At 44.3% G+C, this 14,124-nt stretch carries 11 protein-coding genes; 9 read left to right on the forward strand and 2 right to left on the reverse strand.

Features of this window, described 5'->3' with window-relative positions:
- Nucleotides 1–2: 2 nt before the first annotated feature.
- A complete protein-coding gene (locus AB7E53_RS05595) occupies nucleotides 3–557 on the reverse strand; it encodes a helix-turn-helix domain-containing protein (protein WP_079683951.1) in 555 nt (184 codons plus the stop codon).
- A gap of 199 nt (nucleotides 558–756) precedes the next feature.
- Nucleotides 757–945, reverse strand: a complete 189-nt coding sequence (locus tag AB7E53_RS05600; protein WP_068184254.1) for a ferredoxin — start codon at nucleotides 943–945, stop codon at nucleotides 757–759.
- 218 nt (nucleotides 946–1,163) lie between these two features.
- Here AB7E53_RS05600 and AB7E53_RS05605 point away from each other — a divergent pair, with 218 nt between their 5' ends.
- From AB7E53_RS05605 to AB7E53_RS05645, 9 genes are all read left to right on the forward strand, one after another.
- The gene (locus AB7E53_RS05605) at nucleotides 1,164–3,689 is read left to right on the forward strand and encodes a glycoside hydrolase family 9 protein (RefSeq protein WP_446774649.1); all 2,526 of its coding nucleotides are present in this window, start codon (nucleotides 1,164–1,166) and stop codon (nucleotides 3,687–3,689) included.
- Between the two features lie 67 nt (nucleotides 3,690–3,756).
- The gene (locus tag AB7E53_RS05610; protein ID WP_446774650.1) at nucleotides 3,757–5,001 is read left to right on the forward strand and encodes an AGE family epimerase/isomerase; all 1,245 of its coding nucleotides are present in this window, start codon (nucleotides 3,757–3,759) and stop codon (nucleotides 4,999–5,001) included.
- Nucleotides 5,002–5,122: 121 nt separating this feature from the next.
- Nucleotides 5,123–6,472 (forward strand): dihydrolipoyl dehydrogenase, encoded by a 1,350-nt coding sequence (gene lpdA / locus AB7E53_RS05615; RefSeq protein ID WP_446774652.1) that lies wholly within the window; start codon nucleotides 5,123–5,125, stop codon nucleotides 6,470–6,472.
- Nucleotides 6,473–6,505: 33 nt separating this feature from the next.
- Nucleotides 6,506–7,252 carry a lipoate--protein ligase family protein gene (locus AB7E53_RS05620; protein WP_446774654.1) on the forward strand — a complete coding sequence of 249 codons (747 nt, stop codon included), beginning with the start codon at nucleotides 6,506–6,508 and terminating at the stop codon, nucleotides 7,250–7,252.
- Nucleotides 7,253–7,331: 79 nt separating this feature from the next.
- Nucleotides 7,332–8,648, forward strand: coding sequence for a dihydrolipoamide acetyltransferase family protein (locus AB7E53_RS05625; protein WP_446774656.1), 1,317 nt, complete (start codon nucleotides 7,332–7,334; stop codon nucleotides 8,646–8,648).
- Nucleotides 8,649–8,688: 40 nt separating this feature from the next.
- The gene (locus tag AB7E53_RS05630) at nucleotides 8,689–10,722 is read left to right on the forward strand and encodes an alpha-ketoacid dehydrogenase subunit alpha/beta (RefSeq protein ID WP_079683957.1); all 2,034 of its coding nucleotides are present in this window, start codon (nucleotides 8,689–8,691) and stop codon (nucleotides 10,720–10,722) included.
- Between the two features lie 53 nt (nucleotides 10,723–10,775).
- On the forward strand, nucleotides 10,776–11,282 hold the full coding sequence (locus AB7E53_RS05635) for a flavodoxin (protein WP_079683958.1): 507 nt from the start codon (nucleotides 10,776–10,778) through the stop codon (nucleotides 11,280–11,282).
- 131 nt (nucleotides 11,283–11,413) lie between these two features.
- On the forward strand, nucleotides 11,414–13,045 hold the full coding sequence (pruA, locus tag AB7E53_RS05640; protein ID WP_446774658.1) for an L-glutamate gamma-semialdehyde dehydrogenase: 1,632 nt from the start codon (nucleotides 11,414–11,416) through the stop codon (nucleotides 13,043–13,045).
- Nucleotides 13,046–13,072: 27 nt separating this feature from the next.
- A partial coding sequence (locus AB7E53_RS05645; RefSeq protein WP_446774660.1) for a proline dehydrogenase family protein occupies nucleotides 13,073–14,124 on the forward strand: 1,052 nt, incomplete at its 3' end.

The raw sequence follows: 14,124 nt of genomic DNA on the forward strand, positions 1-14,124 counted from the left end.
CATTATAATATTACAGCCAGAAAACTCACCTTTTCACCATCTAAAGCTTTCATTCCATGCGGAAGTTCGGAATTAAAGTAAATGCTGTCGCCCTCACTAAGTATGAGATCCTTTCCATTAATCCGAATCAACATTCGTCCACTTACAACCATGTTAAATTCTTGTCCGGAATGGGAGTTTAGAAATATCTCCTCATCTTCCGGTTTGGGATGAACCGTTACCATAAACGGATCGGCTTTCCGGTTTACAAAACCTGCTGCCAGTGATTGATATTTATACGCCTTAACACGCTCTACCATAACGCCAGTCCCTTTTCGTGTTACAAAATAAGAACTCATTTTAGGTTCATCGCCAAACATTAGTGTTGTTAATGCGATGCCATAGGCCTGTGATATCTGATGGAGCACACTTACCGAAATATCAACCGTGCCGGTTTCCAGCAACAAATAATCTTCAGTTGAGAGATTGCAAACATTGGCCATCTCTTCCACTGTTATTTCCAGGGCATCTCTAAGTCCGGCCAGACGCGCTGCAATTTGTTTAATTTGTTCGTTCATCTGCTGTAATTTATTATAATATGATGCCTCAAAGATAGAAATAAAAAGCAAAATGTCTATTATATTGCCTTTCTAATGTGGATTTATAAGTCAAACTGAAAGACTGATAGCGATTTATAACCTAATACAAACAAGAACGGCTGTCTCAGAATGTACATAACAAACTGAAACAGCCGTAAAAAACGATTCATTTATCTATCTATTCAAACTTAATTACACTAACCGGGCAATTGTCTGCAGCATCGGTGATCCCTGCTTCAAAATCGGCAAAAACAACACCTTCTTTTACTTGTGAAATATCAATAACTTCAAATACTTCCGGACAAATACTTTCGCAGCTACCGCATGATATGCAGTCGTCTTCTACCCAAACTCTTTTAATTGACATTGTATTATTACTTTAAAATAAACATTATAATTGCTATCAACCCTAAAACAGATAAGCCATATAAAATGTTTGCAGGTAGGTTTCATTCCAATATAAAAATACTATATTTGTGATTAATATTTGAGTAAGAACAGCCTTAAACCACTATTAGCAGCAGATTGATAAGTTTTACAAATGGAAACTGCTATGTATTAAATATATTATATTGAATAAGAATTATGAAGAGAAAACTACTATGTGGCTTGTGGGCATTGATAAGTGCGTGTGCCCTTTCCAACGCCCAGGAATTTAAGCTTAATCCGTCGGGTTATTTTCAGAATGGCGGTGTGGATGTAATGGCATTTGACGACATTTACCCTGAAGGACATCAGGGTGGCGTTTGTATCATCATGCATGGAAACAGAGTCGCAACTAATGGCGACATACGTTTGGAACAAACCCCCGGACAATGGCAGCCGGTTCCTGCACAAAGAAGTCGTAAAGTGGATGTATCCGCCAATGCTATTGTTGCCAATCTTTCTTACCCTGATTCGTCGCGTCATTTGACAGGTTTCAACCCTATGATTTATCCTGATCTTCAGTTTAACTATACTGTAACAGTAAGAGGTGTTGGTGGTTCGGTAGAAATCACGGTAGACCTGGACCGTCCTATCCCCGAAGAATTTATTGGGAAGGTAGGATTTAATTTCGAACTTTTCCCCGGTTCTCTTTTTGGCAAACCTTGGATTATGGATGATCAAACAGGAATCTTCCCTCAACAGCCCAATGGACCGGCTATCTCGATTCCTTCTAATCATCGGCATACAGGCAATTATTTGCCTGAGTCGGTTAACGAAGATAAAAAAGCCGATATCCTACAGCTTGTGGGATCGGGCTATAGTCCGATTGTAGCAGACGATCTTATAGCAGAACCCTATGCCGCAGGATATAGTTTTACAATTCGCCCCGACGATCCCTATAACAGATTTACAATTAAATCTGATTCAGAGATGCTTAAACTGTATGATGGCAGGATGAATCATAATAATGGATGGTTTGTAGTACGAACTGATATCCCTGCAGGGGTGACTAAGGGAGCTATAAAATGGACCATCACCCCTAATACTGTAAAAGACTGGTTGTATAAACCGATTGTGCAGACTTCCCAACTGGGATATCACCCCGCACAGCCTAAGTTAGCAGTAATAGAGCTGGATAAAAGGGATCAACCTCAGGTAAAGGCTGAATTATATTCCGTTACCCCCCAGGGAGAAAAGCTGGTAAAGACAATCGACCTGAAGAGCTGGGGGGCATTTCTCCGCTACAATTATTTAAAAGCCGATTTCAGCGATATAAAAGAAGAAGGACTCTATCTGATTCGATACGGTGCTTCCGTCTCCTCCGTTTTTCGAATTGCCAAAAATATCTACGACAGAGGAGTGTGGCAGCCTGTATTGGAGTATTTTTTACCTGTCCAGATGTGTCATATGCGAGTAAATGAAAAATACAGGGTGTGGCATAATTTCTGTCACCTTGACGATGCACGTATGGCACCTGCCTTAAATCATATAGATGGTTATAGTCAGGGAACGTCTACACTTACCCGTTTTAACCCCGGAGATATAGTACCGGGACTGAATATTGGAGGATGGCATGATGCGGGAGATTTCGATCTTCGGGTAGAATCTCAAAGCGGGGAAGCATATATTCTGGCATTGGCATACGAATCGTTCGGACAGAAATACGATGCAACCGCCATCGATTTCCATACCCGCATTACAGAGATACATCAGCCCGACGGCAAACCGGATATGTTACAGCAGGTAGAGAATGGAGCACTCAGTGTGGTGGGAGCTTATCGTTCGCTTGGACGCTTGTACAGAGGGATAATCTGTAACGACCTGAGACAATATGTATTGCTGGGTGATGCAGGAGCGATGACAGATAACATCCCTGGAAATAAAGATGATCGTTGGGTGTTTACAGAAGATAATCCATCGCGTGAGCTTAGTACAGCAGCTCACTTAGCTGCGGTTTCCCGCGTTTTGAAGGGATTCAACGACTCTCTAAGTGTCCAGTCGTTGCAAACCGCCCGTACCCTTTTCGACATTACGCGTGATGAGCCCAGAGCTAAATCCTCCAGAATTCATGCAGCGGTAGAATTATTTATCACTACCGGAGATGCAAAATATAAAAACTACCTCCTGAAAGAACGTGCCTATATCCAGGAGCATATAAAAGATCTGGGATGGATTATTGCACGTGCAGACCAGCAGATCGGCAATTCCGATTTTTCAAGTGCCATACGTAAAAGTCTGCAGAATCTGAGTGCCGAGTTTGAGAAACAAAGAACTGAAACACCTTATGGTATTCCGTATCGTCCTCATATCTGGGGTGCAGGCTGGGACATTCAGGCCTTTGGTTTCCGACAGTATTTCCTTTCTAAGAGTTACCCCGATCTATTTGATGCAGACTACGTATTCAACGCCCTTAACTTTGTTCTGGGGTGTCATCCAGGTAGTAATACAGCTTCTTTCGCTTCGGGAGTGGGAGCAAAATCAGCTACGGTGGGTTATGGATTAAACCGTGCTGACTGGTCTTACATTCCCGGAGGAGTAATTTCCGGTACTGCTCTGATTCGCCCTGATTTCCCGGAATTGCTTACTTTCCCATATCTCTGGCAACAGACAGAATATGTGTTAGGTGGTGGTTCTTCCCACTATATGTTTCTGGTGTTGGCAGCGCAACAGTTGCTGAACAAATAGTTGCAGACAAACATGGATGTAACCTTTGTTCATGATTCTGTTTTCTATATTAATATGATAAGAATGTATGAAAAGATTTGTTGTTGGATTGATTGGTTTTTTGTTTGTGTTTTCTGCTCAGGCAAACGTAGAGGCTGATACACTAAGGGATGAAGTGTTGAAAGATTTGAAGGAAAATGTACTTCATTTCTGGGAAAAGTATGCGGTAGATCCCTCCGGAGGTTTTTACGGAATGATATTGAACGACGGTACACCTCGTCCCGATGAAGCAAAAGGTGTGGTGTTGAATGCCAGGATTTTGTGGACGTTCTCTACTGCTTACCGTTTGTTTGGAGAAGAAAACTACAAGCATCTGGCCAATCGGGCACAGCGTTATTTGATTGATCATTTTATAGATAAGGAATTGGGTGGCGTATATTGGAGCCTGCATGCAGATGGTACGCCATTGGATACGGAGAAGCAGACATACGGAATGGCCTTCGCCATCTACGGACTGTCCGAACATTTCAGAGCCACCGGAAGTACCGAGAGTCTGATGCAAAGTATCGATCTTTATAAAGTACTCGAGACTCAGGTCCGGGAGTTTGAAAACGACGGATACATTGAATCTTTTACCCGGAATTGGCAAGTTCCACCAAAGTATGGATACGACGGAACAGGCCTAGCCAGCAAAACCATGAACACCCATATTCATCTGCTCGAAGCCTATACGTCGTTATACCGGGTATGGCGGAACGAAGGATTACAGAAGAGATTAAATACTCTTATAAATTTGGTTGTAGATAAAATTTACAATCCGGAAACAAATCACCTGAAACTCTTTTTTAATAATCAATGGGAGAGTCTGGAGGATATCGATTCATACGGACACGATATTGAAACCGGTTGGCTGTTAACAGAAGCAGCAGAGGTATTGGAAGATAAAGCCTTGCTAAAAAGGATTGAACCGATTGCTGTTAATTTGACGGACGCAGCCCTTAAAGAGGGCCGGAATGAAGATGGTTCGCTTATTTATGAAAGGCATGGAGCCGATTATCAACGAACACTTTCCTGGTGGTGTCAGGCAGAGACTATTGTTGGCTGTGTGAATGCCTGGCAAATTTCGGGAAACGAGCATTACCTGCATGCTGCCGATAAAACCTGGGAGTGGGTAAAGGCCCGGATGATCGACAAAGAACATGGTGAATGGTTTCGTTCGGTTACTCCAGAAGGAATGCCCGATTTAAAAACACCTAAAGCAAGCATGTGGAATTGCCCATATCATAACAGTCGGATGGGATTTGAGTTATTTTTAAGATTATCAGCTTATTGATGTAATTTATCAGGCCAAAACAAATACGTACTTATATCTGTTTTTAGTTATATCTGTTGTCAATCGGATTTCTGGTTGACAACAGCTTCGTGTTAACTGGTACTAATTAAAAACAGGAGCAATGGAATACGATATTGCGATTATTGGCGGCGGACCTGCCGGATATAATGCTGCAGAAAAAGCAGCGATAAATGGTCTGAAAACAGTCCTTTTTGAGAAAAATGCAATTGGTGGCGTATGCCTTAACGAAGGTTGCATCCCAACCAAAACACTCCTTTATTCGGCAAAATTGCTCGATAATATGAAAGGAGCATCCAAGTACGGAATTTTAGAAGGAGAACAAGCCGGTTTTGATCTGGGGAAAATTATATCCAGAAAAGACAAGGTTGTTAAAAAACTTACCGGAGGGGTTAAAATGAAATTAACCTCCAGCGGTGTAGAGATTGTAGAAGGGGTAGCTACCTTGTTGGGAGAGAAATCGGATAAGATCCGGATTTCATGCAACGAGGTGGAATATGTTGTTAAATATGTTCTGGTTTGTACCGGATCAGATACCATAATTCCTCCTATTAAAGGACTTGCCGATGTCGCTTATTGGACATCCAAAGAGGCTCTTGAAATAAAAGAATTGCCAAAATCGCTTGTTATTATCGGCGGAGGTGTAATCGGTATCGAATTTGCCTCATTTTTCAACAGCATGGGTGTAAAAGTTACTGTAATAGAAATGATGCCCGAAATATTGGGTGCCATGGACAAGGAGACTTCTGCCATGTTGAGAAAGGAGTATGCTAAAAAAGGAATTGATTTCCATCTCAATACAAAAGTAACGGAGGTTAGCCCCGAGGGTGTAACCATTGAAAAAGACAGTAAAACTTCCATTATCAATGCCGATCGAATCTTGCTGAGTGTAGGAAGAAAGGCCAATACCGACAAAGTTGGATTATCAAATTTATCAGTGGAAATCCTTCGTAACGGCGTAAAGGTGAATGAGTACATGCAAACTTCTCATCCCCGGGTATATGCCTGTGGGGATATTACAGGTTACTCCATGTTGGCTCACACCGCTATTCGCGAAAGCGATGTGGCCGTAAACCATATCTTAGGTATAGACGATCCGATGAGTTATAAAGCCATTCCCGGCGTAGTATATACTAATCCGGAGATTGCCGGCATAGGAAAAACAGAAGAAGAACTGAAAGCCGCCGGTACCTATTATCAGGTACTTAAACTTCCTATGGCCTATTCGGGCCGCTTTGTTGCAGAAAATGAACTGGGTAACGGTCTTTGTAAGCTTATTATTGATGAGGAGGCTAAAATTATAGGATGTCATATGTTGGGCAATCCTGCTTCCGAGCTGATTACCATAGCGGGCATGGCCATTGAACAGGAGCTTACGGTCGACGATTTCCGTAAAGTAGTATTCCCTCATCCAACGGTGAGCGAGATTATTCACGAAAGTCTGTTTGCCTGATAACTTTATAAAATGCAAGAAAAGAGTTGATTTATGGTGAGTATTTTGAATGATAGTACCGATGCATATTTTAATTTGGCGGCCGAAGAGTACCTGCTTCGTTCGTTCGGACAAGATGTATTTATGCTATGGCAAAACGAACCTTCGGTGGTGATTGGTAAACATCAGAATGTATGGGCGGAGATAAATCCAGCTTTTATTCAGGAAAGAGATATCAAAGTGGTACGTAGGTTTTCTGGCGGAGGTGCCGTGTATCATGACTTGGGCAATCTTAATTTTACGTTTATCGAATCCAGCAGGAATGCCGATTTTGACAAATACACTTCACTGATGGTCGACTTGTTGGCTGAAGTTGGAGTCCCCGCGGAAGCTGATTCACGCAGGGGGCTGACTGTTCAGGGATTAAAGATTTCGGGAAGTGCGCAATGTATTCACCGGGGCAAATGTATGTATCATGCTACGCTTCTTTACAAAACCAATCTACAGATGTTGGCCTCAGCTTTACAGGGAGACTTGTCGGATTCAGCCGAATGGGGTGTAGAACGTCGGGCAGCCTATGTACATTCGGTGCGAAGTCCGGTCACCAATATTACACATTATCTGCCATCAGCCTTGCAATTACAAGATTTTAAGAATATTATCATATCCTTTTTACTGAAAAAGAAGATTGTAGAAGACGAATATCAGTTCAGCCCGTACGACTTGCAGGCAATCAATCAGCTTAAAGAGGAAAAATATGCCACAACACAGTGGAACTTTCAAGCTACCGCGCCAAAGTGAGGCAATTACGATTTATATGTAAAACTGTCTTCGGGCAAGGTGTATTGTGAAAAAAAGATTAATTAAATAAAGTAATTCTATGTCGAAGTTTGAAATAAAAATGCCTAAACTGGGCGAAAGTATCACCGAAGGTACGATCATGAAGTGGTCGGTCAAAAAGGGAGATGTTATTCAGGAAGATGAAGTATTGTTTGAAGTAAGCACGGCCAAGGTAAGTGCAGAAATACCCTCACCCGTAGCCGGAACTCTGGTGGAAATTCTCGTTCAGGAGGGCGAAACTGCACCGGTGGGAGCTGTTGTAGCGCTTGTATTGCTGGAGGGAGAGACCGATGATTCTGTTTCCACAGATGACCAGAATACAGTTGATAAGGAGTCGGCAGAGCCAGTTCCTGCCCAACAGACGGAAGCCCCCGTGGCCGACCGTTGGTATTCGCCGGTTGTTTTGCGTCTGGCAAATGAGGCCGGCATACAGCAAGACGAATTGAATCGCATTCCCGGAACCGGATTTGAAGGCCGTCTAAGTAAAAAAGACATCAAAGATTATATCGAGATCAAGCAGAGCGGCAAGACATCGGTAGCACGAAAGGAGACAAAAACAGCGTCGGAACAAAAGGTGGCTGTTCCGCAGGAAAGCAAACCTGGTACAACTGCCGCACCCGCTGCTCCGGCAAAAACAGCACCGACTGTTCCTGTAGGCGCTGGAGATGAGGTGAAAGAGATGAACTTCGTGAGACGGATTATAGCCGACCGGATGGTGGAATCAAAGAGAATCTCTCCACACGTAACAACCGTAATCGAAGTTGATGTTACCAAGCTGGTACGTTGGCGCGACAAGCATAAAGACGATTTCAAACGTCAGGAAGGTATCAACCTCACTTACATGCCGGCCTTTGTAGAAGCTGTATCCAAGGCGCTGATCGAATTCCCGCAGGTAAATGCTTCGGTGGACGGATACAATGTAATTTTGAAAAAGAATATCAATGTAGGTATCGCTGTATCACTTAATGATGGTAACCTGATTGTTCCAGTAATTCATAATTCCGACAGGTTGAGTCTGAGCGGTCTTGCACACTCTATCGATTCGCTGGCACTGAAGGCAAGGGCCAATAAACTGTCGGCAGACGATATTCAGGGAGGTACTTTTACGATCACCAACTTTGGTTCGTTCAAGAACATCTTCGGTACGCCTATCATCAACCAGCCCGAAGTTGCGATCCTTGCTGTAGGTTATATAGAAAAGAAGCCGGCCGTGGTTGAAACTCCCGAAGGCGATGTAATCGCAATCCGTCACAAGATGTATTTATCCCTGTCGTACGACCATCGCATTATAGACGGATCGTTGGGAGGTGCATTCCTTAAACGTGTGGCCGATTACCTGGAGGCATGGGAAGCCTGATTCGAATATAAAACTGTGGTAAAATAATAAACAAATAAAGATGAATAAATTCGATATAAAGACAACCGATAAGGAAACGCTAAAGAAGTGGTTCCACCTGATGACGCTCGGTCGGGCCATCGACGAGAAGGCTCCGGCCTATTTACTTCAGTCGCTGGGCTGGTCATACCATGCCCCTTATGCCGGACATGACGGTATTCAGCTGGCAATGGGACAGGTGTTCAGGAAAAATATGGACTTCATGTTCCCCTATTACAGAGATATGCTTACGGTTTTATCTGCCGGCCTAACAGCCGAGGAGATTATCCTGAACGGTTTATCCAAAGCGACCGACCCGGCCAGTGGCGGAAGACATATGTCCAACCACTTTGCCAAACCGGAATGGAACATCCAAAACGTATCGTCGGCCACCGGTAATCATGATCTGCATGCCGTTGGGGTGGCACGGGCAATGGTGTATTACGGTCACAAAGGAGTGGTGATTACTTCCCACGGTGAGGCTTCTACCTCCGAAGGGTATGTATACGAGGCTATTAACGGTGCCAGCAAGGAGCAACTCCCTGTCATATTTGTAATACAAGACAATGGTTATGGTATTTCGGTGCCAAAGAAAGACCAGACGGCCAACCGTAAGGTGGCGGCCAACTTTACCGGATTCAAGAATCTGAAGATAATCTATTGCAACGGAAAGGATGTTTTCGACTCAATGAATGCGATGACCGAAGCTCACGAATATGCAGTAAGAACCCATTGTCCGGTTATTGTGCATGCCAACTGTGTACGTATCGGTTCACACTCAAACTCAGATAAGCATGTACTTTATCGTGATGAAGAAGAGCTCTCGTATGTAAAAGCTGCCGATCCATTGCACAAATTTCATCGTCTGCTGATTCGTTACAACCGTTTTACGGAAGAGGAGTTGGTCAAAATTCAGGAAGAATCTAAAAAGGAATTATCGGCGGCCCATAAAAAGGCGATTGCCGCTCCGGATCCGGATCCTTCAACCGTATTTGATTTTGTGATGCCGGAACCATACAAGGCGGAAAAATATCCGGACGGCACACATCAGAAAGAAGGCGAGAAGGTAAATCTGGTTACTGCCATCAACGAAACCCTCAAAGCAGAATTCCGCTACAATCCGGATACTTTCTTATGGGGGCAGGATGTTGCAAACAAAGAAAAGGGAGGTGTTTTTAACGTAACCAAGGGGATGCAGCAGGAGTTTGGGATCTCACGGGTCTTTAACGCACCGATTGCAGAAGACTTTATTGTTGGTACAGCCAACGGAATGAGCCGCTTCGATCCCAAAATACGTATTGTGATTGAAGGAGCCGAATTTGCTGATTATTTCTGGCCGGCAATCGAACAGTATGTAGAATGTACGCACGACTACTGGCGGAGTAACGGACAGTTTGTTCCGAATGTAACTTTACGTCTGGCTTCGGGAGGATATATCGGAGGTGGTATCTACCATTCGCAGAACCTGGAAGGAGCCTTGTCTACTTTGCCCGGTGCCCGTATCGTATATCCTTCGTTTGCCGATGATGCCGCCGGATTGCTCCGCACCAGCATGCGATCTAAAGGTTTTACGCTATTTCTGGAACCCAAGGCTCTGTATAATTCATTGGATGCTGCCTGCGTTGTTCCCGATGATTTTGAAGTACCATTCGGGAAAGCCCGTATACGCAGAAGCGGCAGCGATTTAACAATTATCACGTATGGTAATACCACTCATTTGTGTCTCAAGGTTGCCGAACGCCTGGCTAACGATAAAGTGGCCAATTGCGAGGTGATCGATTTACGATCGTTGATACCGCTGGACAAGGAGACAATTTTCGAATCCGTAAAGAAAACCAGCAAAGTGCTGATCGTACACGAAGATAAAGTCTTCTCAGGCTTTGGAGCCGAGCTGGCTGCTACCATCGGGACCGAATTATTCCAGCACCTGGATGCCCCGATTCAACGCGTTGGATCCGTCTTTACTCCGGTTGGTTTCCATCCTGTTCTCGAAAAGGCAATTTTGCCCGATGCTGACCGTATATACAAGGCTGCCAGCGATCTGCTGGCTTATTGAGAGCATTGAGTATATTTGTTCAACAAGTAATTAATGACTACAAAAGATAGATTATGAAGAAAATAGGAATGTTTTATGGAACCAATACGGTTAAGACCGCTTTGGTTGCCAAAGAGATAAAAGAGGCATTCGGAGATGCGGAGATCGATGTGGTATCTGTTGAAAGTGCCGCCGGAAAGGAGTTCGAGCAATACGACAACCTGATTGTGGGAGCTGCCACCTGGTTCGACGGCGAATTGCCTTCCTACTGGGATGAACTGGTGCCCGAACTTGATTCGCTGGTATTGAAGGGGAAGAAAGTTGCCGTATTCGGACTGGGAGATCAGGTAAATTATCCCGAAAACTTTGTGGATGGGATTGGTATTCTGGCAGATTTTATGGTTTCTTCCGGAGCTACACTGGTAGGAAAAACATCCACCGAAGGATATCTTTTTGAACAGTCGCGGGCGTTGAGGGACGGACAATTCCTCGGATTGGCCATTGATATAGAGAATCAGTCCAGTCAAACCCATCAACGTATAAAGGATTGGGTGGAACAACTCAGAAAAGAGTTTAATTAAGGATAAGATCGTCCGGAGTGGTAATGCAGAAATATTCCCTTCGGACGATTTTTTTTAGATGCCATCTCCATTGTGTTTCAGATTATTTTGCTAAGTTTACGACATTATGTAACCTCAAAAAATCTTTTACAATGGATAATGCTATTTTCAGATTTGCCAAACCGATCAATGAACCTGTAAAAAGTTATGCTCCCGGCACAGCCGAAAAAATTGCCCTGAAACAGATGCTCGGTCAGCTTTCATCCGAACAATGGGACATTCCCCTTATCATCGGAGGTAAAGAGATCCGGACCGGAGATACCGGCAAGGTGGTGATGCCTCATAATCATAAACATGTATTGGCTACGTATCATAAAGCCGGTCCTAAAGAGGTGCAAATGGCTATCGATGCAGCCGTAAAAGCGCAGAAGGAATGGTCGGATCTGCCCTGGGTGGAGAGAGCTTCGGTTATGATGCGCATTGCCGAACTTATTTCTACCAAGTACCGGTACGCCGTGAATGCCTCGGTGATGTTGGGCCAAAGTAAAAATCCGATGCAGGCCGAAATCGATGCTCCTTGCGAGCTGATCGATTTTTTACGATTCAGCGCTTTCTATGCCGGACAGATTTATGCCGATCAGCCTTACTCGGATACAGGTATTCTTAACCGTATGGAATACCGGGCCCTCGAAGGTTTTGTTTTCACGCTCACTCCGTTCAATTTTACCTCTATAGCCTCCAACCTCAACCTGGCTCCGGCCATGATGGGTAATACCGCGGTCTGGAAACCATCTACTACCGCCATATATTCCAACTATATTTTGATGAAAATCTTCCACGAAGCCGGATTGCCCGACGGTGTGGTAAACTTTATTCCCGGTCAGGGTAGCGTAATAGGGAAGGTTGTAACCCAGAGTCCCGATTTAGCAGGATTCCACTTTACCGGCTCTACCGGAACCTTCAACACCCTTTGGCGTGCTATCGGCGAGAATCTTGGAACCTATAAATCTTATCCCCGCATTGTAGGCGAAACCGGAGGTAAGAACTTTATCTTTGTACATGCCTCTGCCCCCGCCGAAGATGTGGCAACAGCCATTGTGCGCGGAGCTTTCGAATATCAGGGACAGAAATGTTCTGCAGCGTCGCGTGCCTATATTCCTTCTTGCCTATGGGCAAACGTGAAAGAGCGGATAGGTGCGATGCTTCAATCCATCCGGATGGGAGATGTAACCGATTTCACCAACTTTGTAAATGCGGTGATCGACGAGGCCTCTTTCGACAATATCATGGATTACATCAACTACGCCAAACAATCGCCCGATGCCACCGTTCTTTTTGGAGGTAACGGAGATAAAACCGAAGGATATTACATCGAACCTACTGTGATTGTAACAACCGATCCTGCCTTTAAAACAATGACGGAAGAGATTTTTGGTCCGGTTATCACTATCTATGTTTACGATGAAAGTCAATACGAGGAGACTCTGGCGCTCTGCGACAGAACCTCGCCGTACGGCCTTACCGGATCTATCTTTGCCCGCGACCGCTACGCAATCGATAAAGCCTTTAAATTGCTCCGTTATTCTGCAGGCAATTTCTATATAAACGACAAACCTACAGGTGCAGTAATTGCGCAACAACCGTTTGGGGGATCAAGAGCTTCGGGTACAAACGACAAAGCCGGCGGACCATTGAACCTGGTTCGGTGGACAAACCCGCGTACCATCAAGGAGACCTATGTTTCGCCAACGCATTACGGTTATCCGTTTCTTGGCGAAAAATAAAAACGACCGATCTTAAAATCTAATAACATGCTTGACTTTTCTAATACTGAAATTGCCTTTTCGCATAAATCGGATGCTGATTTGCGGAATGCCGACTGCTTGTTTCGTGCCATAAAACAACCGTTTATTGTAAAGTGTGGCAAAGGTCTTGCTCAACTGGCCCTGGGAATCAATTTCCCGGTGGCCTGGGCAGTAAAGCCTACCTTGTTTAAACAGTTTGTGGGGGGAGAAACCCTGAAAGACTGTACACGCTCTATGGAGCAGCTCCAAAAGTTCAATGTAAAATCTATTCTGGATTATTCTGCCGAGGGCGGACAAAGTGAACAGGATATCCGGTATAGTTACGAAGAGACACTTCGTTCCATCGATTTTGCCCGGAACAATCCTACCATCGCCTATACGGTTTTTAAACCTTCGGCTATGGTTACTGATGAACTTCTTGCCAAGGCTTCCGAAAAGCCGGAGACTCTTACGGCTGCTGAGGCGAAAGAGTTTGCCAGATTCAGGAAACGCTTTATGTCTTTATGCGAACGTGCTTACAAAAACGATGTACGTATTCTGGTGGATGCCGAAGATTATTGTTTTCAGGATGCTATCGACCGGCTAACGGAAGAGGCGATGCGTTTGTTTAATAGCAAACGCGCCATTGTATTTGCCACATTGCAGATGTACCGTCACGATCGGATGCCCTATTTGCAGAAGATATGGGACGACAGCCGGAAATATAATTACATAGCCGGAATTAAATTTGTACGGGGTGCCTACATGGAAGCCGAACGAGCCAGGGCCAGCGAGATGGGATATCCGGATCCAATCTGCAAAGACAAGCAGGCTACCGACGATAACTACAACGCAGGTCTTGCTTTTGTTGTGGACCATATCGATTATATGGAACTGTTTAGCGGTACACACAATGAATATAGTAATTTATATCTGGCCGAACTGATGGCTAAAAAGGGGATACAACCAAACGATACACGTATCTTTTTTGCCCAGCTGTATGGAATGAGCGATAATATTTCGTTTAACCTGGCCAATGCCGGTTACTGTGTAGCCAAGTATGTGCCTTATGCTCCTGT

The sequence above is a fragment of the Macellibacteroides sp. genome (assembly GCF_050251695.1).
GTDB classification, from domain to species: domain Bacteria; phylum Bacteroidota; class Bacteroidia; order Bacteroidales; family Tannerellaceae; genus Macellibacteroides; species Macellibacteroides fermentans.